General features: G+C 72.7%; 21 protein-coding genes. 10 read left to right on the top strand and 11 right to left on the bottom strand.

Annotation, left to right across the window (positions count from 1 at the left end; translation table 11 throughout):
• Positions 1–113: 113 nt before the first annotated feature.
• Both ACFWNN_RS04115 and ACFWNN_RS04110 read right to left on the bottom strand, forming a co-directional pair.
• A complete protein-coding gene (locus ACFWNN_RS04115; protein ID WP_382438355.1) occupies positions 114–773 on the bottom strand; it encodes a response regulator in 660 nt (219 codons plus the stop codon).
• The gene (locus ACFWNN_RS04110; RefSeq protein ID WP_382438354.1) at positions 761–1,939 is read right to left on the bottom strand and encodes a sensor histidine kinase; all 1,179 of its coding nucleotides are present in this window, start codon (positions 1,937–1,939) and stop codon (positions 761–763) included. The genes ACFWNN_RS04115 and ACFWNN_RS04110 overlap by 13 nt, the downstream gene beginning before the upstream one ends.
• Positions 1,940–2,110: 171 nt before the next feature.
• Between ACFWNN_RS04110 and ACFWNN_RS04105 the strand changes: the two genes are divergently transcribed.
• Positions 2,111–2,782: a DUF4386 domain-containing protein gene (locus ACFWNN_RS04105; protein WP_382438353.1), complete on the top strand. Its 672-nt coding sequence runs from the start codon at positions 2,111–2,113 to the stop codon at positions 2,780–2,782.
• Positions 2,783–2,789: 7 nt separating this feature from the next.
• On the opposite strand, the gene ACFWNN_RS04100 is transcribed toward ACFWNN_RS04105, so the two are convergent.
• Positions 2,790–5,261, bottom strand: a complete 2,472-nt coding sequence (locus ACFWNN_RS04100; RefSeq protein WP_382438352.1) for a tetratricopeptide repeat protein — start codon at positions 5,259–5,261, stop codon at positions 2,790–2,792.
• A gap of 140 nt (positions 5,262–5,401) precedes the next feature.
• Between ACFWNN_RS04100 and ACFWNN_RS04095 the strand changes: the two genes are divergently transcribed.
• The 3 genes from ACFWNN_RS04095 (at position 5,402) to ACFWNN_RS04085 (ending at position 7,709) form a co-directional block, all read left to right on the top strand.
• Positions 5,402–5,842 (top strand): peptidase inhibitor family I36 protein, encoded by a 441-nt coding sequence (locus ACFWNN_RS04095; protein ID WP_382438351.1) that lies wholly within the window; start codon positions 5,402–5,404, stop codon positions 5,840–5,842.
• Between the two features lie 54 nt (positions 5,843–5,896).
• Positions 5,897–6,781: a hypothetical protein gene (locus ACFWNN_RS04090; protein ID WP_382438350.1), complete on the top strand. Its 885-nt coding sequence runs from the start codon at positions 5,897–5,899 to the stop codon at positions 6,779–6,781.
• Positions 6,782–6,842: 61 nt separating this feature from the next.
• Positions 6,843–7,709 carry a peptidase inhibitor family I36 protein gene (locus ACFWNN_RS04085; protein ID WP_382438349.1) on the top strand — a complete coding sequence of 289 codons (867 nt, stop codon included), beginning with the start codon at positions 6,843–6,845 and terminating at the stop codon, positions 7,707–7,709.
• A gap of 84 nt (positions 7,710–7,793) precedes the next feature.
• On the opposite strand, the gene ACFWNN_RS04080 is transcribed toward ACFWNN_RS04085, so the two are convergent.
• From ACFWNN_RS04080 to ACFWNN_RS04055, 6 genes are read right to left on the bottom strand one after another with little or no spacing between them, the layout of a single operon-like run.
• Positions 7,794–8,768 (bottom strand): ABC transporter permease subunit, encoded by a 975-nt coding sequence (locus tag ACFWNN_RS04080; protein ID WP_382438348.1) that lies wholly within the window; start codon positions 8,766–8,768, stop codon positions 7,794–7,796.
• Positions 8,765–9,652 carry an ABC transporter ATP-binding protein gene (locus ACFWNN_RS04075; RefSeq protein WP_382438347.1) on the bottom strand — a complete coding sequence of 296 codons (888 nt, stop codon included), beginning with the start codon at positions 9,650–9,652 and terminating at the stop codon, positions 8,765–8,767. The genes ACFWNN_RS04080 and ACFWNN_RS04075 overlap by 4 nt, the downstream gene beginning before the upstream one ends.
• Entirely contained in the window at positions 9,649–10,044 is a 396-nt protein-coding gene (locus tag ACFWNN_RS04070; protein WP_382438346.1) for a GntR family transcriptional regulator, read from the bottom strand. Before ACFWNN_RS04070 ends, ACFWNN_RS04075 begins: the two co-directional genes overlap by 4 nt.
• Before the next feature lie 58 nt (positions 10,045–10,102).
• Positions 10,103–12,010, bottom strand: coding sequence for an acetoacetate--CoA ligase (locus ACFWNN_RS04065; protein WP_382438345.1), 1,908 nt, complete (start codon positions 12,008–12,010; stop codon positions 10,103–10,105).
• Positions 12,007–12,933, bottom strand: a complete 927-nt coding sequence (locus tag ACFWNN_RS04060) for a VOC family protein (RefSeq protein ID WP_382438344.1) — start codon at positions 12,931–12,933, stop codon at positions 12,007–12,009. Before ACFWNN_RS04060 ends, ACFWNN_RS04065 begins: the two co-directional genes overlap by 4 nt.
• 15 nt (positions 12,934–12,948) lie before the next feature.
• On the bottom strand, positions 12,949–13,815 hold the full coding sequence (locus tag ACFWNN_RS04055; RefSeq protein WP_382438343.1) for a fumarylacetoacetate hydrolase family protein: 867 nt from the start codon (positions 13,813–13,815) through the stop codon (positions 12,949–12,951).
• A 47-nt stretch (positions 13,816–13,862) separates the two neighbouring features.
• On the opposite strand from ACFWNN_RS04055, the gene ACFWNN_RS04050 reads away from it, so the two are divergent.
• Positions 13,863–15,110: a PucR family transcriptional regulator gene (locus ACFWNN_RS04050; protein ID WP_382438342.1), complete on the top strand. Its 1,248-nt coding sequence runs from the start codon at positions 13,863–13,865 to the stop codon at positions 15,108–15,110.
• On the opposite strand, the gene ACFWNN_RS04045 is transcribed toward ACFWNN_RS04050, so the two are convergent.
• The gene (locus ACFWNN_RS04045) at positions 15,107–16,297 is read right to left on the bottom strand and encodes an acyl-CoA dehydrogenase family protein (protein ID WP_382438341.1); all 1,191 of its coding nucleotides are present in this window, start codon (positions 16,295–16,297) and stop codon (positions 15,107–15,109) included. The genes ACFWNN_RS04050 and ACFWNN_RS04045 overlap by 4 nt on opposite strands.
• A gap of 216 nt (positions 16,298–16,513) precedes the next feature.
• Here ACFWNN_RS04045 and ACFWNN_RS04040 point away from each other — a divergent pair, with 216 nt between their 5' ends.
• Genes ACFWNN_RS04040 through ACFWNN_RS04020 form a run of 5 tightly spaced genes read left to right on the top strand, consistent with a single transcriptional unit; the run spans position 16,514 to position 20,645 of the window.
• On the top strand, positions 16,514–17,044 hold the full coding sequence (locus ACFWNN_RS04040) for a flavin reductase family protein (protein WP_382438340.1): 531 nt from the start codon (positions 16,514–16,516) through the stop codon (positions 17,042–17,044).
• Positions 17,045–17,076: 32 nt separating this feature from the next.
• Positions 17,077–18,042 carry an amidohydrolase family protein gene (locus ACFWNN_RS04035; RefSeq protein WP_382438339.1) on the top strand — a complete coding sequence of 322 codons (966 nt, stop codon included), beginning with the start codon at positions 17,077–17,079 and terminating at the stop codon, positions 18,040–18,042.
• Positions 18,029–18,619, top strand: a complete 591-nt coding sequence (locus ACFWNN_RS04030; protein WP_382438338.1) for a nuclear transport factor 2 family protein — start codon at positions 18,029–18,031, stop codon at positions 18,617–18,619. Before ACFWNN_RS04035 ends, ACFWNN_RS04030 begins: the two co-directional genes overlap by 14 nt.
• Positions 18,586–19,665 carry an amidohydrolase family protein gene (locus ACFWNN_RS04025; protein ID WP_382438337.1) on the top strand — a complete coding sequence of 360 codons (1,080 nt, stop codon included), beginning with the start codon at positions 18,586–18,588 and terminating at the stop codon, positions 19,663–19,665. Before ACFWNN_RS04030 ends, ACFWNN_RS04025 begins: the two co-directional genes overlap by 34 nt.
• A gap of 56 nt (positions 19,666–19,721) precedes the next feature.
• Positions 19,722–20,645 carry a hypothetical protein gene (locus tag ACFWNN_RS04020; protein WP_382438336.1) on the top strand — a complete coding sequence of 308 codons (924 nt, stop codon included), beginning with the start codon at positions 19,722–19,724 and terminating at the stop codon, positions 20,643–20,645.
• 8 nt (positions 20,646–20,653) lie between these two features.
• Here ACFWNN_RS04020 and ACFWNN_RS04015 read toward each other — a convergent pair whose 3' ends face one another.
• Positions 20,654–22,960: a dynamin family protein gene (locus ACFWNN_RS04015; protein ID WP_382438335.1), complete on the bottom strand. Its 2,307-nt coding sequence runs from the start codon at positions 22,958–22,960 to the stop codon at positions 20,654–20,656.
• Positions 22,961–22,984 lie beyond the last annotated feature (24 nt).

The raw sequence follows: 22,984 nt of genomic DNA, 5'->3' as shown, positions 1-22,984 counted from the left end.
ACACGGCGACACCTCCCCCTGATCACGTCCCGCGTACCGGGAGATCATGACTCAATGAGGTCCTGGGGCGTGCCGGAATTCCTCATCCGCCCGCCGTGATCATGAACACCGGATCACACACCGGCGTCCTGCACGCATCGGGCGACCTGGACGCGGTTGGCGACCTCCAGCTTCGCGAACACGCTGCCGACGTGCGTCTTGACGGTCGCGAGGCCCAGGTGCAGCGACTCGGCGATCTCGGTGTTGGACAGCCCTTCGGCGACCGCGGTGGCGACCTCGAGTTCACGGGCGGTCAGTCGCGCGAGCAACGCACGGGCCGCACGCCGCCGGGAGTCGTCCTGCCGGGTGACCACGTTGATGAGACGGCTCGTGACGCTGGGCGAGAGCATCGGCTCGCCCAGCGCGACGCGGCGCACGGCGGCGACGATGTCAGCGGGCCGGGTGTCCTTCACCAGGAACCCCGCCGCACCCTCGCGCAGCGCCGTGACGACCAACTCGTCGGTGTCGAACGTGGTCAGGACGACGATTCTGGCCGGAGATCCCCGGTCGCGGAGCTGCCGCAGTGCGGCCAGGCCGTCCATCCGGGGCATCCGGACGTCCATCAGGACGACGTCCGGCCTCTCCCGCACGACGACGTCGACCGCCTCGCGCCCGTCCGCCGCCTCACCGACGACGTCGACGCCCTCGGCGCCGCCCAGGATCATCAGCAGACCGGCCCGCACCAGGGGGTCGTCGTCCACGACGACCAGCCGCACGACGTTCAGCTCTGCCACGGCAACCTCGCGGTCACCACGAACGACCCGTCCGGACGCGCCCCGTGCGCGAACGTCCCGCCCACGAGCGCCGCGCGCTCGGCGAGCCCCAGCAACCCCACTCCAGGTGACGACACGACATCAGGGCCGTCGCCCAGCGGGTTGCTGACCTCCACTTCGAGCACGCCGCCGGCCACACCCGCGAGACGCACGACGACGGGCTCTCCGGGGGCGTGCCGCCTGGCGTTGGTCAGAGCCTCCTGCACGATCCGGAAAGCCGTGCGCGACAACGTCTCCGAGCACTCCAGCCCGAGCACCTCACCGCTGTCGAGCCGCACCGCCGACCCCGCCTCCCGCGCGTCGGCGAGCAGGGCGGGCAACTGCGCGAGCGTCGGCTGAGGAGGCTCGACGCCCGCGGTTCCGTCCGTCCGCAGCACGCCCAGCACCTCCCGCAGCTCGGCCAGCGCGAGCCGGGCGTTCTCGCCGATGGTGTGCGCCACCTCGGCCGTCTGCCCGCGATCGAGGTCGTCGCGGTAGGTGAGCGCCCCGGCGTGCAACGCCACCATGGAAATCCGGTGTGCCAACACGTCGTGCATCTCCCGTGCGATCCGATTCCGCTCCGCGTCCCGGGCCACCTGCGCGGCCAACGCCTGCTCCCGTTCCGCAGTGACAGCACGCTCGTTCAACGAAAGAACCAACGCACGGCGCGTAGCGACATAACGACCGACAACCACAGCCGCAGCGAAGAAGGCCCCGCTCAGCACAACGCTGCCGACCGGCTCGAACCCGCCGGCCTCGGTGAGCAGAAAACGGGGCCGATAAAGGAACTCCGACACGACCGACCCAGCGAGGAACACAGCAGCGGCGACCACCACCAGCCGCCGCCGAGCAGCGATCGAGACGACGGCCAGCGCGGTCGCCCCCAGAGCGGCCACCGACACGACGCAGGCGGCGCCGGCCAGACACGCCACGAGCAGCGGATGACGTCGCCGCAGCGGCAGCAACGCCAGCGCCACCACCCCGACCGCGAGGTCGAGCACCAGCGCCGCGCCCACGACGTCCTGCTGCGCCGCGGTCAACGGCCCGGCCAGCACGACCGCCGTCTGGGCACACCACGCCACCACGCCGACGCCCGCCGCGAGCAGGTGACGCCAGGCGCGGGACCACACACGCAGCGGTTCCGGCATGCCCGAAGCCTAAAGGCGGCCCCGCAGGAAGCAGGTCAGCCCAAAGGCTCGACCGCCTCCACCCAGGGGTGGAGAAGGTCGAGCTCCGGTGGGGAGCCGCCGGAGCCCGCGACAGGACACCGTTGGTGCCGTCACGACCGCTACCGGCGTTGCGCCGCAAGGAGAAGAGCCATGACCGAGCCCAAGGCGCTGGCGAGAACAGCCGGCCTGCTGTACCTGCTGCTGGTCGTCCTCGGCACGTGGGCCGAACTGTTCGTGCGCGACAGCGTCCACGTGCCCGGCGACCCCACCGCCTCCGCGGCCAACATCGTCGCCCACGAAGCACTCTTCCGCTGGAGCCTGGCCGCGGACGTGCTCATGGCGGTGACCTTCGTACTGCTGGGACTCAGTCTGCAACGCCTGCTGCACCACGTGGACGAGCGCGCCGCGACGGCCCTCCTGGTCTTCGTCGCGGTGGGCGCGGGCACCATCCTGCTCAACCTCGCGTTCCAGGCGGGGGCGCTCCGGGCGGCCACCGACCCCGCCCTGTCCGACGGCCTGGCGTTGCTGCTGCTGGACCTGCACGGCTACGGCTACACGCTCGGCGGCGTGTTCTTCGGCCTGTGGCTGCTGCCCATGGGGTACCTCGCCCTGCGCTCCGGCCTGTTCCCGAAACCGTTGGGAGTGCTGGTCGTCGCGGGCGGAGTCGCGTGGATCGCCGACCCGCTGATCGCGTTCGCCCTCCCCGCCGCACCCGCCGTGCTCCGGGACGTGGTGTCGGTCCCGACGTCACTGGGGGAGTTCGGTCTGCTGCTCTACCTGCTCGTCCGAGGGGTCCGGACCCCGGTCCCGGCCTGCACCTGACCGGAACCTAGGGCGCTGCGGCCAGCAACGCCCGCAGCGGTTCCGCCTCCGGCATCGCCAGCTGCGTGTACAGCTCCACCGCCTGTTCGTAGTGCTCACGCGAGCCGAGCGCGTGGCCGAGGCCCGCGTGGGCTCGCGCCTGCTGGTCGACGGAGCTGAGCTCGGTGGCGAGGGCCAGGGCCTCGGTGAGCACGGCGACGTCGTCGGTGGCCTCGCCCAGCCCGTTGAGCACGTACAGCTCGCCGGTGCGATCGCCGAGTTCCCGGAACATCGTCAGCGCTCGGGTGTACTCCCGCACGGCCCGGTCGCGCTCGCCCCACCGGGAGAAGAGCAGGCCGAGGCCCTGCACGCACCACGCCTCGGAGTCGACGTCGCCGCGGTTCCGGTGGATGTCGAGGATCCTGGTGAAGTGGTCGAGCGCCGAGTCGTAGCGACCCAGTTCGATCTCCACCGAGGCCAGGCCGCTGATCGCCCAGGCCTCACCGTCCACGTCGCCGAGGTCCGCGTACAGGCGCTCGGCCCGTTCGAGGTGCTGTGCGGCCGACGCGTTGAGGCCCAGCCGTTCTTCTACGGCGCCGAGGTTGACCAGGGCGTGGGCCTCCACGGCGTGGTCGGTGTTCAGTTCGAGGGCCCGGTAGTAGTGGTCGGCGGCCTCGCGGAACCGGCCGAGCCTGGTGCCGGTGACCCCGAGGAGGACCAGCGTGCGGATCTCGCCGTCTCGGTCGTCGGTGGTGCGCAGCAGGTCCGCCGCCTCCTCCAGGACGGGGACGGCGTCCTCCGGCCTGCCCAGTTCGAGCAGGGCGGCGGTCACGTCGTGGAGCGTTCTGGCGGTCAGGACGGGGTCGGCGAGCGTGCGCGCGGCGGCCAGAGCCCCGGTGCTCATCGTCAGCGCGGTGGTCCAGCGGTCGCGGTTGAGGTGCCGGAACACCGTCAGCGACAGCTGCACCGCGTGCAGCGGTTCACCGGTCTCGACGGACGTGACCAGCGCCGGGTGTTCCGCCTCCAGCCACGTCAGGGCGGCGTCCGGGTCGGTGAGCTCGGGTGTCGCGGTCTTGGCCGCCGCCACGCGCGGGCGGCGGTGGGTGTCGGCGGGGTAGCGGACGTCCATCGCCAGCGAGGCGGTGGCCAGCAGGTAGCCGGCCAGGCTGGCGCGCGCGGCCTGGCGCACCGAGGGCGGGTCCTCGTCGGCCGCCCGCTCGGCCGCGTGCTCGCGCACCAGGTCGTGGAAGGAGTACCGCCCCGACGAGCACTGGAGGAGGTGGTCGCGGCGCAGGCCTTCCAGGTGGACTCGGGTGTCGTCCAGGTCCAGGCCCGTCAGGGCGGCCGCGCCGTACTCGTCGAACTCGCCGGTCGGGTGCAGCGCGACCAGGCGCAGGACGCGGCGCCGGTCCTCCGGCAGCCGCTGGTACGAGGCGTCCAGGGCGAGCTGGACACCGTCGTCGAGCCGTTGCCGCTGGTGCCGGTCGTCGAGGCGGTCCGCGTGGTCGGTGAGCGTCCAGCCCTCCACCGCGCGGATGTGCCCGACGATGAGGGTGAGCGCGAGCGGCAGGAAACCGCATCGTTCGGCGATGCGGGACAACGCCTTCGGGTCGTTGCCCAGGGTCAGGTGACCGACCGCGTGCTCCAGGAACGCGACGGCCTCGGCGGCGGTGAACACGGCCAGTTCGAGGTGGGTGACGGAGGGCAGGCCGGTCAGGCTGCGGCGGCTCGTGATGATCGCGACGCTGCCCGGCGCGCCGGGCAGCAGGTGCCGCACCTGGTCCTCGTCGGCGGCGTTGTCCAGCACCACGAGCGCACCCGCCGCCCGTGCGCGGTACGCGCCGACCAGCGAGGGCAGGTCGTGGGGAACCTCGGTGCCGGGCACGCCGAGCAGCCTCAGGAACCCGTCCAGCACCGCGCTCGGCGCGGCCGGCGGCTGTTTCGGGTCGAATCCCCGCAGGTCCACGAACAGCACGCGCGGATGCGTGGCGGCGAGCCGGGCCGCCGCGTGCAGCGCCAGCTGGGTCTTCCCGACCCCGGCCATGCCTTCGAGGGCGGAGATCACGACCGACCCGCCCGCCGCCGCCTCGCACAGCCACGCCAGCTCGGTCTCCCTGCCGACGAACCCCGGCTGCCCACCGGGCAGTGCGTCGTGGACCCGAACCTGGGCGGCCAGCGAGATCTCGCCGGCCACCGCCCGCAACGCCTGCCGCCACTGGGCGACGTAGCCCTGGTCGGGGTGCAGCTCCCGCACGATCGCGATCACCAGGTCGGTGTTGAGGCGCTTGCGCCCGGACCGGAAGCAGTCGACCACCGTCGTCTTGCGCGCCATCTCGGCTTCCGGACGACCTGAGCGCGCCCACTCGGCGTTGATCCCGGCGGTGATCCGCTCGTAGGAGGGCGCTCCCGCCCACACCTTCAACAACCGGAGCCGCTCCACCAGGTCGTCGAGCGTGACGGCCTGCCCGGGATCCGGCAGGGGAGCGGGTGCGGCGCACATGAACCCTCACCCTAGTGGCGCAGCGGCACCCGGCGTTCGGATTCGGTCGGATTCAGCCTTCTGCCCCGAACGGCCCGGCATCGTCGATCCCGCCGGAGGGGCGCCCGTCGCCTCTCCACGAAGAGGGGAACGGCACCATCATGAAGAAGATCGCATCCGTGCTCGCGGCCGTGGGGGTGGCCGCGGTCTCGCTCGTCACGGCCCAAGGTGTCGCGAACGCGGCCTGCACGTACGACCACGCCTGCATGTACTCCGCGGCGAACTACACGGGTCTCAAGCGCGACGACGGGTTCAGCAGGCGGAACTGGGGCGAGATCACCTACAGCGGCTCGAGCATCGCGCTGTACCGCGGCGACGGGTCGCAGCAGAACGTCAGCTCCATGCAGAACAGGGACCCGAACTCGTACATCGCCGTCTTCTACAACTCGAACTACGGAGGCTCCTGCTTCCGGATCAAGCCGAACGGCAGCGTGCCGAACTTCCAGAGCATCCCGCTGTCCAGGGGCGGCGACGCCAACGACCGGATGAACTCGCACGAGTTCAACTCGGGCAAGTGCCAGACGGGCACCATCTACGGCTGATCAGCAGCGGTGGCCCCGTCACCGGCGGGGCCACCGCATCGCGCAGGGGGAACTGTGAAACGAGCACACACGATCTTGCTGATCACCGCCGCCGTGGTCGCGACGGCCGGCACGATCGCGCTGGCCGACCGGAACGAGGTCGCCGCCTCGCCGCCCGCGGTCGGCGAGGTGCGGCCGGTGCACTCCGCGATGGACATCAGCCTTCCGTTCGACCGCTACCAGCACTCGCCGGCCGACCTGACCACGATCGACCGGGCCACGGCCGTGCTGGCCAGGCGGTGCCTGACCGGCTTCGGCCAGACCTGGGCGCCGCCGGACCCACCGCCGGTGCCCGCGAGCACCGGGTCCTCCCGGTACGGCCTCGTCGACCCCGGCCGGGCGGCCAAGTCGGGCTACCACCCGGCGGACAGCGCGCCGCAGGAGAAGCCGGAAGACCGTCCGGCGCCCGCTCCGGAAGCGATGATGATCTACACGGGCAAGGGCACGGCGTCCGTCGGCGGCAAGCGCATCCCGGAGGGCGGCTGCCTGGGCCAGGCGCGCCGCGAGATGGAACGCGGTGTGCCCGAGGCGATCCCGGCCGCCGAGCTCATCGGCCTCGACCAGCAGATGTTCGAGCAGGCGCAACAGGACGACCGGGTGCGACAGGCGATGACGGCCTGGCGGACGTGCATGGCCGAGTCCGGCTACGACTACACCGACGTGTGGGCGGCCAACAACGACATCCGCTGGGAAGCGGAAACGCCGTCGCAGGTCGAGATCGACACCGCCAGGACCGACGTGGCCTGCCGTAAGCGCACAAAACTCGTCGACACCTGGCTCGCCGTCGAGACCGCGTACCAGCAGCGGGCCATCGCGGAACGAGCGGCGCGGTTCGACGCGCTCGACCGCGGGAAGCGGGTTCGCCTCGACAACGCGACCGCGGTGCTCGCGACCGGCTGAGCGAAGCAGGGCAATTCCCGGGCAGTCGCACCCGTCTGCCCGGAACACAGGAGGAGGTCTCGTGAGGTTGTTCCAGAGAATCACCGTCGCGGCGCTGATGGGTGCGTTGATCGGCGCGTCCTTCGGCGCGGGCACGGCATCCGCGGCGACGCCCCGCAACGGGGTGTGCGACGCCGGCGAGTTCTGCCTGTACTACAACAGCGACCACCAGGGCTCGATGTCCGACTTCACCACGTCGATTCCCGACTACGGCGACGAACAGCCGACCTGCTACGACTTCAAGAGCGCGGGCGCCGGCCAGGGCCTGTGCGTGAAGAACGAGGCCGCCGCCGTCTGGAACCGCACCAGCGGCCCGGTCACGGTGTACTACAACAGCGACTACGCCGGTTCCAAGCAGACGATCGCGGCGGGCGGCAAGGTCAACCTGAACGCGAGCCTCAAGAACGAGAACGCCTCGCACCGCCTCAACGACAGCGGCACCGGCGGTGGAGCCCCCACCTACGCGGCGCCGCCGAACAACCCGCACCCGTCGGCGGCCACCAGGGCGCCCAAGGCGACGGCCCGCACCCAGTTCGTGGACGACCAGATCGCCCGGCTGACCGGGGAGAAGCAGTGCTGGGTGGGCGACTACCGGCCCGGCCAGCCGTCGACGAGCAACCACAACACCGGCAACGCGCTCGACTGCACGATCTCGTCCGCGATCGGCTCCTACCCGTCCGAGGCGCAGAAGGCCCAGGGCTGGAAGCTGGCGTACTGGCTGCAGAAGTACGCGGCCGCGCTCGACGTCCGGTACGTGATCTGGCAGGGCAAGATCTGGAGCGTCGCCCGCGCGTCCGAGGGCTGGCGCACCTACACCGGCGGGTCCGGTGTGACCGGCGGTCACTACGACCACGTGCACGTCTCGGTGCAGAACCCGTACGGCGACTGACCGATCAGAGGATCACGAGGCGGGGCAGGCGAAAGCCGGCCCCGCCTCTTCCGTCTCTTGTGGACACAAAGCCGTGAACGGGAACTAGATCAGGCGGCGCCGCACCCGCCACACCACCACGCCGATCAGGACCGCCGCGACGACGACGAACAGGGCCGCCTCGATGAGCTGGAACGTCCAGAACCGGTCGGCCGGGTGGTAGACCTTGAACTCCCGTACGCCCCGCGCGTGCAGGAACTCCTCCAGGTCGGTGCCGGCTCGCTGGGCAGCGGTCTCCAGCTCGCGGTACTCGGTGGAGCTCAGCGCGCGCCCGGACGCGTCCGCGTAGCCGTCCTCGATCACCCAGTCGGCGAAGCCGGACGCCGGCCGGTGCCCCGCCTGGGCGTTCGGCCCCACGGGGATCGGTTCCGTGCTGGTGAGCGGTGTGGCGTAGGCGGGCCGGGCCAGCAGCGCCACCGACATCCGGGCGGCGAGGAACGCCCCGAGCGCGACGCCGAACGCGGGCAGGCTGCGCCGCAGGAGCGCCCCGGCGGCGGTGGCGGCGCCGAACGCGAACAGCGCGTACGCCACCGGCACGAGGCCCTCCACGTCGAAAGCGTCGTACTGGAACCGTCCTTCCCACGCGTCGAACGGCTCGCGGAACCAGGTGAGCACCGCGGTGAACGTGCCGGTGAGCGCGACGGTGACCCCCGCCAGTGCCAGCAGCTTGGTCGCGAGCCAGCGCATCCGCGACACGGCCTGCGTCCAGGCGAGCTGCCAGGTGCCGTCCTCCAGTTCGCGCGCGAGCAGGGGCGCGCCGAGGAACGCCCCGATGACGACGGGGAGCAGGTAGAAGCCCGCCAGGAGGTTCTCGACGTACCCGTACTCGTCGTCGAGCCGCAGGAAGGACGCCTCGCAGGCCTCGGTGACACCGCCCTCGCCCGCACACCGGGCAGGACCGCCGGGGAACAGGTCGTGCGCCTGCGTCCCGAGCACGAGCAGGGCGACGCCGAACACGGCGACGAGCAGCCCGAGGACGCAGACCTCGGTCCGGTGCTGGCGCCAGATCAGCCACGTCATGACGCCTCCTCGGACGTGGTCGCGGCCGGTCGGCGCAGGTACGCGAGCACGAGGTCCTCCAGCGCGACCGGCCGGGCCTGCCAGCCGGGCGCCGCCGGGAGCGCGCCGTCGCGCACCAGCAGCGTCGTGTGCCGGTCGCTGTGGACGGCCTCCACGACGGTGCCCGCCCGGTCGAGGTCGGTGGCCGTGCGCGGGCCGACGAGCAGCCGGTGCTCGGTGAGGAGGGTGTCGATGTCCCCGGTGAGCGTGACCCGGCCGTTGTTGAGCACGACCAGGTGGTCGCAGACGCGTTCCAGCTCGTGCACGACGTGGGAGGAGAACAGGACGGTGACGCCGCCTTCGGCCACCGCGCCCATGAGGACCTGAAGGAACTCGTGCCGCGCCAACGGGTCGAGGCTCGCCACCGGTTCGTCGAGGACGAGCAGGTCCGGCCGCTTCGCCAGGGCCAGCGCCAGCGCGACCTGGGCCTGCTGCCCGCCGGAGAGCGTCCCGGCCCTGCGGTCGAGCGGGATGCCCAGCTTCGCGAGCCTGCGCTCGGCCAGACCCTGGTCGAACCGCAGGTTGCAGGACCGTCCGAAGTGGAGCATCTCGGCGACGGTGAAGCGCTTGTACAGCGGGTGGTCCTGGGCCAGGAACCCGATGCGGGACAGCGTCTGCGGCGTGCTGGCGGTGATGTCCTGGCCGAGCACCTCGACCGTGCCGGTGCTCGGTGCCAGCAACCCGACGGCCAGGCGCAGCAGCGTGGTCTTGCCCGCGCCGTTCGGCCCGACCAGGGCGATCACGCCGCCCGTCGGCAGGTCCAGGGTGCAGTCGCGCAGCGCCCAGCCCTTCCGGTACCGCTTGCCCGCGCCGTCGGTGCGCAGCGCGAACCCGGCCGCCGTCACGCCACGCCCTCGTTCTTCATGTGCTGGTGGACGGAGGTGAGCAGCGCGTCGACCGCCTGCTCGTCGAGGCCGGCCGCGTAGGCGCGCCGCAGCCAGGTCTCCAGGCCGCGGCGCAGCGACGTGTAGGTCGACGCCGGGAGCGCGGCCGACTGCTGTGCGTCGACGAACGTGCCCTGGCCGGGCCTGCCGGTGACCAGGTTCTCCTGTTCCATCTGCCGGTACGCCTTGGCGACGGTGTTCGGGTTGATCGCCAGGTCCTCGACCACCTCGCGGATGAGCGGGAGGCGGTCGCCGGGCTGGAGGAAGCCCAGCAGCACCGCCTGGCGGACCTGCTGGACGAGCTGCAGGTACGGCGGCACGCCGGAGTGGGTGTCGAGCCGGAAGACGAACACGGGAGCCCCTCACTGCTTTACTAGGACCATAGTAAAGCAGTAAAGGAGCGCCGTGACGTCATCCCCGCGCGGGGCCGCCGGCGAAGCGGGTGAAGTACCGCAACGCCTCGATGTCGTCCACCGCCTCCACTCCTGCGACCTGATCCAGCGCGGCACCCTGGATCAGTCGCTTGACCGGCACCTCCAGCTTCTTGCCCGTGCGCGTGCGGGGGAGCGCGGGCACCTCGATCACGTCGTCGGGCACGTGCCGCGGCGAGGCCTTCGTGCGCACGGCGTCGCGGATCGCGTTCCGGACCGCGTCGGTGAGCCGGTGCCCGTCCGCCATGACCACGAACAACGGCAACCAGTAGGCGCCGTCCAGCTCCGCCCCGATCACCAGGCTGTCGCTGATCCCCGGCAGCGCGTCGACCACGGCGTAGACGTCGGCGCTGCCGAGCCGTACGCCGTGGCGGTTGAGCGTCGAGTCGGACCGGCCCGAGACGACGAGGCTGCCCCGGCTCGTGCGGGTCACCCAGTCGCCGTGCCGCCACACGCCGGGGTAGACGCCGAAGTACGCCTCCCGGTAGCGCACGCCGTCCGGGTCGTTCCAGAAGTGCAACGGCATCGACGGCATCGGTTTGGTGACAACGAGTTCGCCGACCTCGTCCACAACGGACCGGCCGTGCGCGTCGAACGCGTCCAGCGCCACCCCGAGCAGGGGAGCGGAGATCTCGCCCGGCCAGACCGGCGTGGTGGGCGCGCCGCCCGCGAAGCCGCTCACGACGTCGGTGCCCCCGGTCGTGGAGGCGACGTGGACGTGCGGGCCGACGTGCTCGCGCACCCAGTGGTACGGGGCGGCGGCCAGCGGGGCGCCCGTGCACCCGAGGACGCGCAGCTCCGGCAGGGCGAGGCCGCCGAGGTCGGCGCACGCGGAGAGGTAGCCGGGGCTGACGCCGAGCACGTTCACCCGGTGCTCCGCCGCCAGCTCCCACAACCGTCGCGGCGCCGGGTGTACCGGGCTGCCGTCGTAGAGCACGATCGTCGCGCCGACCAGGAGGCCGGACACCACCATGTTCCACATCATCCAGTTCGTGGTGGTGTGCCAGAGGAACCGGTCACCGGGACCCAGGTCGAGGTGCAGGCCCAGCAGCCGGTGGTGGTCGAGCACGACGCCGCCGTGGCCGTGGACGATGCCCTTGGGCGTGCCGGTCGTGCCCGAGGAGAACAGGACCCAGAGCGGAGTCTCGAACGGCACCGGCTCGCAGCGCGGCGGATGCGGCCGCGACAGGGCCTCCTGCCACGTGACGGCGGGACGGTCGTCCTCGAAGTCCAGGCCCAGCACCGGAACCCGCACCACCGCGCGGAGTCCGGGCAACGCCTCCACCAGCTCCGCGACCTGTGCCCGCCGGTCGTGCGCGCGGCCGTTCCACCGGTACCCGTCCGCCGCGAACAGCACCACCGGCTCCAGCTGCCCGAGCCGGGCCGCCGCGCCCTCCGCGCCGTAGTCCTGCGCGCAGGCCGACCAGATCGCCCCGATGGACGCGGCCGCCAGGAACGCGACCACGGCGTGTTCGGTGTTCGGCAGGTAGCCCACGACCCGGTCTCCGGCCACGACTCCCTGACCGCGCAACCACTCCGCCAGCGCGCCGACCTGCGCGCGCAACTCGTCCCAGCTCGTCTCCGTGACGTTCCCGTCCTCGCTGACGGAGATCACGGCCGTGCCGTCGTGCCGCAGCGCGTGCTCGGCGTAGTTCAGCGAGGTGCCGGGGAACCAGCGGGTGCCCGGCATGGGGGTGTCGTCGAGCACCGGTGCGCCGTCGAGCCCGAGGTCGAAGTACGAGGCCACGGCCGACCAGAACCCGGCGAGGTCGTCCACGGACCAGCGCCACAACGCGTCGTAGCCGGCGAACGACCGTCCCGTGCTCTCCGCGAACGCCGTGATGCGCGGCGTTCGCGGGTACGCCTCGGGCGTCCAGATCGGGATCATTTGCCCGGAGCGTGCGCGCCGGTCATCAGGGCCGCGAGGTCCTCGGGCGCGAGGAACGACGGCGGCGGAGGCGGTCCCCAGTTGTAGAGGCCCTGGGCGCCCTCCCAGTCGCGCGGCGTCCACAGCGCGTCGTCGACGATGCAGTCGATGTCGGAGTAGTACTCGGAGAAGTTGCCGGCCGGGTCCTTGAGGTACCAGAAGAAGTTCGAGCCGATGTGGTGGCGGCCGAGGCCCCAGGTGTGCCGGTCGGGATCCGTCGCCAGCATGGCCGTGGCGCCGCGGCCGATCTCGTCCACGTCGTCGACCTGCCACGAGCTGTGGTGCAGGAACGCCACGGGCGCCTGCTGCACCAGGACGTTGTGGTGGTCGGTGGAGCAGCGCAGGAACGCGGCGAGCCCCTTCACGGTGTCGCTCACCTTGAACCCGATGCCCTGCTGGAAGAACCGCTGCGAGGCCTCCTGGTCGGTGGACCCCAGCACGACGTGGCCCAGCTTCCGCGGCCGCACGGGGCCTTCCCGCAGGATGCCCTCGGCGCGCTCGCCGGTGCGCAGGATCGAGCCCGGCGCGTTGTACACCGGTGCCGGGACGGGGGTCTGCCGCAGCCGGGGCGCGATCTCGACGCGGACGAGCACCTCGGTGCCGGGGTCGACGGCCTCGACCGTCGTCGCGGTGCGGTGGACCGGCACGTCCAGCCGGGCGAGCGCGGCGGCGGTGCGGTCCAGGTCGTCGGGGTCGTCCGCGCCGACGCCGAGCTCGAGCAGCCGGCGGCGGTGCGCGTGCACGACCCGCAACTGCTCGCCGCCGTCCACTGTGGACAGCACGTTCGGCCGGCTGACGGTGAGGCCGAACTCCGCGTAGTAGGCGGTCGTCCGCTCGACGTCGGGCACGCCCATGACGATCTGGGTGAGACGGTGCAGTGGCATCGTTGCTACTTCCGTTCAGTGGGAGGCGGTCAGGGGAGTGCGCAGCGAGCCGACGTGCTCGACCCACGTGACGAGCACGTCGCCGGGGGAGAGGAACCGCTGCGGGGTGCGGGCGCCGCCGACGCCGGCCGGGGTGCCGGTGAAGATCAGGTCGCCGGGCAGCAGCGGGCAGACCGCCGACAGCCGGGTGATCAGCTCCGGCACGTCGAAGACCATCTTCGACGTGCGGCCGCACTGGAGGATCTCGCCGGCTTCGAGCCGGCAGCCCAGTTCCAGGTCGTCCGGGTCGGTGAACTCGTCCGGGCTCACGACCTCCGGGCCGAGCGGGGCGAAGCCGGGGTAGGACTTGCCCAGCGAGAACTGCGGTGCGGGCCCGGTGAGCTGCAGGCGGCGTTCCGAGAGGTCCTGGCCGACGGTCAGCCCCGCCACGTGCGACCAGGCCGTCTCCCGGCTCGCGCGGTGGCAGCGGCGGCCGATCACCACGACGAGCTCGGCCTCCCAGTCCACCAGGCCGTCGGGCAGTGCCACCGGACGCCCGTGGCCGGTCAGCGAGGTCGGGAACTTCGTGAACACGGCCGGTTCGGCCGGTTCCGCGAGCTTCGACTCGGCGATGTGGTCGCGGTAGTTGAGCCCGATGGCGAAGACCTGCGCCGGACGGGGCGAGGGCGCTCCCCAGACGGCGCCGTCGCGGTCGACGCGTGCTTTCGCCGTGAGGGCGGTGGGCAGCGCCGGGACCTGCTCCGACCACGCCAGGAGCTCGTCCCAGCGCGCGTACGCCTCGTGCGGATCGGGGTCGAACGCACCCTCGCTGGCGATCGCGACGTCGAGGAACCCGTCACCGGCCTTGAGCGCCAGTCGTCCGTTGATGTTGGCCACCCGCATGGGTCTGTCTCCTGTGGATAGACGGGATCTTGTTACGGTGCTTGGTCATGACGACGAACTGGCTGCATCGGCTCACCGGGGACCCGGCGCTCGCCCCCGCCAGTTCGGCGGACGCGCTGGCCGGGGCGGCCGCACGGCTCGGCGCCGGTCCGGTGGCCTGGTCGGTCGGGACGGGCCGCAGGCTCGCCGACGTGATCGCCGCCGAGGTGCCGGAGCTGGCCGCGAGCGCGGACCTGCTGGCCACGCTGCGGATGGGCACCGAGTCGGTGGTGCTGCGCGCCGTCCTGCTGCTGGCGGGCGATCCCGCCGCCGGTGCGCCGGAGGAGGCGTTGCTGGGCGACCGCGAGTTCGCCCGCCGCCGCATCGGCCTCGGCCAGGTGCTGCGCGGCATCCGGGTGTCGCACGCGGAGCTGAACCGCCTGCTCATGTCGGCCTGCGCGGACCTCGCGCCCGCCGCCGAGCACGCGGCGGAGTTCCGGCGCATCTCGGAGCTCCTGCTCGGGTACGTCGAGGAGTTCTCCTCGACCATGACGACCGAGTACCTCGCCGAGCACGACCGCTGGGTGGTCAGCGGGGCCGCCGCCCGCGAGGAGGCCGTCCGCCAGGTGCTCGCGGGCGGACCGCCGGACCGGGCGCTGGGGTATTCGTTGCGGGGACGGCACCTCGCGGTGGCGGTGTGGAGCGAGGACGACGCGGACCTCCAGCAGTCCGCCACGCGGTTCCTGCGCCACGCCGGGTGCCAGGCGACGCTGGTGGTGCCGACGGGGCGGACCAGCCTGTGGGCATGGGGAACGCTGGTGAGCGTGCCCGCCGGTGAGCGCACTGCCGCTGCCCCTGATCCGGCCGGTGTGCGCATCGCGTGCGGGTCCGCGCACCCCGGGCCGGACGGCTTCCGCCGCTCCCACCGCGAGGCCGAGGACACGGCCCGCCTGATGCGGCTCAACCCCGCCCAGCCGCCGGTCGTCCACCACCGCGACGTCGCGCTCGCGTGCCTGCTCGCCGCGGACGTCGAGGGCACGCGCCGGTTCGTCCACGCCGAGCTGGGCGACCTGGCCGCGGACACGGAGAACGCGGCCCGGCTGCGCGAGACGCTGCGGCACTACCTGCGCGGGGAACGCGGCCTCGCCACGACCGCCGCCCGGCTGCACATCGCCCGCAACACCGTCACGTACCGGGTGAAGCGCGCGCAGGAGCTGCTCGGGCACGACGTCGGCGACCGGCTGCCGGAGGTGCTCGCCGCGCTGGAGGCCGCTCACGCGTTCGGAAGGGTTGTGCTGCACGACGACCACTCCTAGATGAGCGGGGTGACCTGCTCGTCGATGCCGAGCAGCGCCCGGCCGTACAGCTCGGTGGAGATGGCCGGGTTGATCACCGCGTGCCGGCTCGCGGTCTCCTGGTCGCGCCAGATCCGCTGCAACGGGCTCGCCTCGGCGAAGCTGCCCGCGCCCTGGACGCTGAGCAGCACGTCCAGCGCCTCCCGCGAGCGCCGTGCCACGTACCCGGTGTCCATGCGCACGCGGGCCCGCGTCAGCAACGGCATGTACTCGCCCCGCGCGGCCCACGCGTCGATGTCGTCGGCGGCGCGCAGCAGGTGCAGCTCGGCGGTGTCGACCAGCTGGGCCGCCTCGGCGAGCTGCAGCTGGGTGGACGGCGCCTCGCTGGCGCGCTCGTAGAACGTGTACGAGATGCCCCTGCCCTTGGCGAGCGACCCGGACACGACCTCCAGCCCGGCCTTGGCGAGCCCGACCTGCGGCGCGGCCAGCACGAGGGCGAGCACCGGCACCAGCGCCGACCGGTAGAGCGTCTCGCCGGTGTGCTCGGTCGGGTACTGGCCGCCGACCGCCTGCGTCACCGACATGATCCGGTGGTCCGGCACGAACACCTCGTCGGCCACCAGGGTGTTGCTGCCGGTGCCGCGCATGCCGGCGACGTACCAGGTGTCCTCGATCGTCATGTCGCTCAGGGGGATGAGCGCGGTGCCCTGGTCGACCTGCGTGCCGGACCCGTCCACGATCGGGAACCCGAGCACGGCCCACTGGCTGTGCAGGCTGCCCGAGGCGAAACCCCAGCGGCCGGTGATCACCTGGCCGCCCTCGACGGCACGGCTGGTGGCGCTGGGCGCGAGCACGCCGCACACGCGGGCGTCGGGGTTCTCGCCCCAGACGTCCCGCTGGGCCTGCTCGCCGAACAGGCCGACCACCCAGTTGCTGACGTTGATCAGCGTGGCGACCCAGGCCGTCGACCCGCAGCCGCGGGCCAGTTCGGCGCCGGCTTCGAGGAACGTGCGGATGGACGTCTCGTGCCCGCCGAACCGCCGCGGCACGGTGAGCCGGAACAGGCCCGCGCCCACCAGCGCCTCGATGTTCTCCTCGGCGACCCGGCGGTCCTGTTCGGTGCGGGCGGCGTTGGCGCGCAACAGGTCCACGAGTGCGGCCGCGCGGCCGACGAGGTCGGTCGCGGGTGCTTCAGCGGTCATCGTCATCGATTCCTCCGCGGGCTGTGGTGTCCGCTGCATTCGACGCCTGGACCGGCCCGCTGTCTTGGTGCGGCGACCGCCAAATCCGGCCGCGGTTTTGGGCTCGGGGACCACATTGGGCTGCGGAGCCAAACACCCCGGACGGGCTTGGCCGGCGGGACCATGCCGTTCGCGCGGCCCGGCGGCTTGACTGGCGGCAGTCCCCGGTTCGAGGAGGTCGCCGTGCCCGTCACCACCGCACCACCGGACGCCTCCGCGTTGCGCGCCGTCCTCGGTCACGTGCCCACGGCCGTGAGCGTCGTGACGGCGGCGACGCCGGACGGGCCGATCGGGGTGACCGTCGGCAGCTTCACGTCCGTGTCGCTGGACCCGCCGCTGGTGGTCTTCTACTGCGGGCTGCGCTCCGCCAGCGCCGCCGCGATCGTGCGGGCCGGGGCGTTCTGCGTGAACGTGCTGTCCGCCCGGCAGCACGCGGTGTGCGCCGGGTTCGCCGCCCGCGACGGAGACCGCTTCGCCTGCTGCACCTGGCACACCGCGGCCAACGGCGCACCCCGCCTGGACGGCGCGGTGGCGTGGGTCGAGTGCGCCGTCGAGGAGAGCTTCCCGGCCGGTGACCACCTCGCCGTCGTCGGCCGGGTCTCCCTGCTCGACGCCGCCGGTGGCGCGCCGCTGGTGTTCCACCGCGGCAGGCTGACCGGGCTGGCCCCGGCTCGCGACGTGCCCACGCAGCGGTTCCACTGGTGGGACGCCTAGCGCCTAGATCCACTTCGAGAAGGAACGAGCACATGACTCTCGTGGACGTCCACGCCCACTTCGTCACGCCGTCGTACGTCCGCGCGGCCGTGGCCGCGGGGCACGCGCACCCCGACGGGATGCCCGGCTGGCCGGACTGGTCCGCCGCCGCGCACCTGGAACTGATGGACGCGACAGGCATCCGCACGTCGGTGCTGTCGATCTCCTCGCCCGGCACGCACTTCGGTGACGACGCCGCCGCGCGCGCGTTGTCCCGCGAGGTCAACGAGCACGGCATGGAGGTCGTGCGCGACTTTCCCGGACGGTTCGGGCACTTCGCGTCGCTGCCACTGCCCGATGTGGACGGTGCGCTGACGGAGATCGCCCACGCGCTGGACGTTCTGGGCAGCGACGGCGTCACCGTGAAGACCAACGCGCACGGCGCGTACCTCGGCGACGCCCGCTTCGAACCGGTGTGGCGGGAACTGGACCGGCGCGGCGCGGTGGTGTTCGTGCACCCCACCTCGCCGTGCCACGCCGAGGCCGTGTCGCTCGGCAGGCCGCGGCCGTTGATGGAGTTCCTCTTCGACTCCGCCCGCGCCGCGAGCGACCTGGTGTTCGCCGGAGTGCTCACCCGCTACCCGGCGATCCGGTGGGTGTTCACCCACGGCGGGGGAGTGCTGCCCCTGCTGGCCGGGCGGATGGAGCTGTTCCGCACGGCGTTCTTCACGCCGGAACCCGGTGTCGCGCCGGTCGAGGAGCAGTTGCGCGAGGTGTGGTTCGACATCGCCGGAACGCCGTTCCCGCACCAGGTTCCCGCGTTCGCCGCGGTGTTCGGCACCGACAGGCTGCTCTACGGCAGCGACTTCTGCTGGACCCCCGCCGTTGCCGCCGCCGCGCAGATCGCCTCGGTGGACGCCGCCGCCCAGCCCGACGGCGACACGTGGCGCGCCCTCACCACCCGCAACGCCGTCCGGCTCCTCCCCGGCCTGGGAGGAGTCCTCGATGCCGGCCGCTGAGATCACGCAACTCGTGCTGCACGAACGCCAGGGCCGTGACCGCGGCTGGTGGGACCAGCAGGCGGCGTGCTTCTGGCCGGACTCCGTCGTCACCCTGTCCTGGTTCACCGGCTCCGGTCCCGACTTCGTCGCCCGCTCGCGGGAGATGAGCGGCCGCGGCGACGTGAGCGTGCACCGCCTGTCGCCACCCGCCGTCCACGTCGCGGGCGACCGGGGCTGGGCCGAGGTGCCCGCCGCCATCGAGGTCCGCACGGTGCTCGACGGCGTGCTCGCCGACCTCGTCTCGTACACCCGAGTCAGCTACCGCGTCGAGCGGCGCGACGGCCGCTGGGGCATCGTGGGCCTCGATGCGATCTACGAACGGGACACCCTCACCGCGGTCCTGCCCGGCACGGCGCTCCCGGCGCCGGACGTGGCCCGGTTCCGCCGCTCCTACGCGTTCCTCGCCTGGTACCTGGATCGCCGCGGCTACCCCCTCACCGACGGCCTGCCGGGCGACGACCGCCCGGAGCAGCGCGACGAGTTCTACGCCGAAACGCTGAAGTGGCTGCACTCCGGACGAAGGACCACCCGTTGATCATCACCGACGTCCAGATCTTCGACGGCACCGGCCTGACCGCCGCCTCCGTCGCTTTCGAAGACGGACTCATCACCTCGGTCACCCCCGGCGGCAACGGCAGCGGCGGCACCCTGCTGCCGGGCCTGATCGACGCCCACGTCCACCTGACCGGCCGGGCCGACCTCGACGCACTGGCCGCCCACGGCGTCACGACGGCGATCGACATGGCGTCGTGGCCGCTCGCCTTCACCACCGCGATGCGCGCCGAGAAGGACACGACGTCCGTTCTCAGCGCGGGAATCCCGGCGATCGGCCCGAACGGCCCGCACTCGCACTTCGGCATGCCGGCCGAGGCCGTGGTCACCACCGAGCAGGAGGCACGCGACCACGTGGCCCGCCGGGTGGCCGACGGCTCGGACTTCATCAAGGTCGTCACCGAGGCCCCCGGCCGGGGAGGTCCGTCCGCCGCCACCGTCGCCGCCCTGGTGGAGGCGGCGCACCGCGCGGGCAAGCAGGTCGTCGCGCACGCCAGCCACGTGGACGCGTTCGTCCTGTCGCTCGACGCGGGCGCCGACGTGATCACCCACGTCCCGACCCTGGCACCGCTCTCCGCCGCCACCGCCGGCCGGGTGCCCGCGGCCATCCCCACCCTGACCATGTCGGAGGCCATGGTCGCCGCCGTTCCGGTGCCGGGCGCGGACTACGCCCACGCCCGCGCGTCCGTCGCGGCCCTGCACGCCGCCGGCGTGCCGATCATGGCGGGCACCGACGCGTTCTCCGCACCGGGCCTGCCCGTCTCCGTCCCGCACGGCGCGAGCCTGCACCGCGAACTGGAGCTGCTCGTGGACGCCGGGCTGACCCCGGTGGAGGCGTTGCGCGCGGCCACCTCGGTCACCGCCGGCCACTTCGGTCTGACCGACCGTGCCGCGATCCGGCCAGGGCTGCGCGCGGACCTCGTGCTCGTGGCGGGCGACCCCACGGCGGACATCTCCGCGCTCCGGAACGTGCGCGGGGTGTGGATCGGTGGCGTGCCTCTCGTTGCTCCAGGCGGGTGGCCTCGGTAACCAGGCGTCCTCCTGCCACGAGATACCGGTGACGGGGGTGGCTCGAGGAGGTTCCGATGACCGGCGAGCCGCGGACACCTGATCCGGAACGCCGCCGCCCTCGGGGAACCACGGGTGTGCGCCAGGCAGGCGCGGCACTGGTCACGATCGCCACGGTGGCGGGAGCGGCCGTCGCGTTGGTGCTGGTGCAGTGGGCGTTGGGCCGAGGCGGCCACACCGCCACCGCCCGGTCCCCGGAGTACTTCACGTGGTCGGTGGCGGCGGTGGTCGGCGTGGTGATCTACTTCCACGTCTTCGCCCGGACGCTCGGCCACGTCCGCCCGCCGTCGAGAGCTGCGTTCCTGATCTCGGCCGGCGCCTACGTGGTGCTCGCCGGGCTGGTGGTCGTCCTGCTGACCGGCAAGGCCCCGGCCGGCACCCTGCCGACGGTCCCGTCGGTGATGCGCCCGCTGTACCTGGTGGCCGAGCTGTGCGCCGCACCCGCGGTGCTCACGCTGTGGCTGGCGCCCGCCCGCCTCCGGCAGCTCCGGCTGAAGGCACCGGGCACGCTCGACGGCCTCCTCACCCTCCGTGCCGACATCAACCGCAGCCTCACGGCCCTGAGCCTCATCGCGTCCTCGGGCCTGATCAACACCGCCGTGCTGCGCCGCGCCCACCTGGCCCACGGCCTGAAACCGGACCAGTTCCCGATCACCCTGGTCCTGGTGTACGGCGCGGCGCTCACCGGCGTCGTCGCACTCGTCTGCATCCCCGCGTTCCTGGCGTGGCGAGACCGCGCGCTGGCGCTGATCAACGCGGTCTACCCCCTGCCGAAGGACGCGCGCCCGTCCGAGGCGTGGTCGGACGGAAGGGCACGACTGACCACGCTCGTCAGCCCGGACGTCACGGTCGGCAAGACGGTCAGCGTCGCGCTGGGCGTGCTCGCTCCACTCGGGACGGCTCTGCTGGCCTACTACCTGCCGGAGCTCAAGGCGAAGTAGGCGGCGGACTACTCCTCGTCGGCAGGCGGTTCGCGGTCCACGGTGTCGCGGAACCGGGCCAGCCGGTCCCGCAGGTCCGCGAGGCGGACCACGTCGCTGAGACCGGAGTCGGCCTGGTCCAGGACCTTCTGCTGGAACGCGGGATCGGCGTCGAAGGCGCTCTGCCGTTTGCGCAGGACGCGCTCGACCAGGGCGGTGACGGTCTTCTCCAGATCGGCCCAGAGCTCGGCGAACTGGGAGAGCAGGCCGTGGTGGAGCGGTTCGCCGTCGAAGACGACGTCCGCCCTCGCGACGACCGCCTCGCGCAGCAGCGACGCCCACCCCGCCACGTCGGACGGGCGGGCCTCGCTCTGCTCGGTCATGGTGACCAGTCGCATCAGGGACGCGTCGACGATGCGGGCGAGCTCGTGCACCGCGGCGGCGCCGACGGCCGCGCGGTAGCGGTCCCCGAAGTGGTCGACGGCGTCCGAGCACACCGCCGTGACGTCGAACTCGGTGGCGTCCGGGAGTTCCCGGGCGGTCCGCGTCAGCACGGGCACCACGAGCGCCTTGACTCCGGCGGCGAGTGCGGCCAGGTGTCTGTCCGCCAGCAGTTCGCCGATGCGCCGGTACTCGCGGACCAGCAGCTCGTCCATCGCGCGGGCGGCCCGCACCGGTCGCAGTTCCACGACGTCCTGGCCGTGGTAGTGGTCGATGACGGTCTCGTACCAGAGCGCCATCTCCTCGTCGGTGCCGTCCCCGAGCGCCCTGGCCATCTTGACGGCCTCGGCCCGGACTCCGCCGTCGTGACCGGCGGTCGGTGACCGCATCGCGTCGAGCGCGTCGGCGATCTCCGCGCGCAGCCCGGCCGCGTCGGCTTCGAGGCGTGCCAGGCCGATCCGCTCCCGCAGGTCGTCGGACCCCGGGAAGGTGTCGTAGGCGATCCCGTGCACGGCGAACCTGGCGCGGATCGTCGAGTCCATCGCGTGCAGGGCACCGGACACGTGGGCTTCGGCCTGGTCGAGAAGCCGGTCGACGCGCTGGTCGCGGTGGTAGTCGGCCAGCGCGGAGCGGAGCAGCGGGATCTCGCTCTCCGTCGCGATCGCCCGCCGGTCGTCCTCCGACAGCGCGGCGTCCGCGGTGGCACGTCCGAGCCTGCGCAACGCGAACTCGACGCTTCCGGCGTAGTCGGCACCGGACCCGCGGTCGTCGGCCGCGGCCTGGGGGTTCTCCACGGCGAGGCTGTCCAGAGGCCGGACCACGAAGTGCGCCCGGCCGCGGCCACGCCCCGCATAGCGCCTCTCGTAGCCGGGGGAGATGCCGCGCATGGCTCCGCGCAGAGCGGCGGTGATCGCCGGGCCGCGGAGCTGTGCCTCGTCGACGCCGTCGTCGTTGAGCACCAGGAAGAACTTCGCGGCCGCCCGGTCCCGCTCGGTGTGCGAGAGCGACGCGAGGTAGTTCCGGCTGACCTCGTCGATGACGTCGTCCACCGCCGCGACGTTGATGCGCCCCTTGGCCTTGCCGAGCAGGAGCACGACCATCGCGTCCTCGCGCCGCATCTGGTCGAGCGCGATCTCCGCGTGCAGGGAGACGCTCCCGTCCTGGCCGGGCAGGTCGATCAGGTCGAGGCCCGTCGGCCAGCACCCCTCGGCGGGAACGACCCGGATGGTCACCTCGGCGACGAGCCGCGTCCGCAGTCTGGCGGCGTCGTCGGTCCCGACCTCCGGCTCGGTCAGCAACGCGTGGACCCGCGCGTCGCCGAGCGCGAACGACTCCGTGATGGCCGCGGCTCCGTCGGCGGCGAGGACGTCCTCGGCCCCCGCCCCGGCGCACAGGCACTGCGCCAGCAGTTCGGCGCCGCGGTCGGCACGATCGGCGCCGCGACCGGTGGACCGGGAACGGAGTTCGGCGATCAGCTGACGCGTTTCCTTGCGCTTCAGGTCGTCGGGCAGGTCGATCACGTTGCGCGCCAGGCGGTCCAGCCGCTCGCGGTGTTCCCGTGCGGTCAGGTACCGGACGTCGACGCCCTCCTCGGCCGGGTCCGTCACCGGCCGCACGGTGATCATGGCCCCGGTCACCGTGACACCGGCCCCCGCCGGCACCACGATCCGCCCGTACAGCGCATTGATCAGCGTGCTCTTGCCGACGCCGCTCGCACCGGCGAGCACGACCTTGCCCGACATGTTCGCCAGTTGCCGGTCGGCCGCGGCCAGCTCGTCGAGGCACTGCCGGGTCGGGTCGGCGTCGGCGACGATCGACCGGAACTCGTCGGCACGGGCCTGGATCCGGGCCCGGCGAGCCTTCTGCCGGTCGTCGAGCGGGGAATGCGTTGTCATGGCGGCCTTCCTGGTCGGTTGAGG

Source organism: Lentzea sp. NPDC058450 (genome assembly GCF_042721395.1).
GTDB lineage: Bacteria > Actinomycetota > Actinomycetes > Mycobacteriales > Pseudonocardiaceae > Lentzea.
Note: the sequence above shows the minus strand (reverse complement) of the source record. Positions and strands in the feature narration are given on the sequence as shown.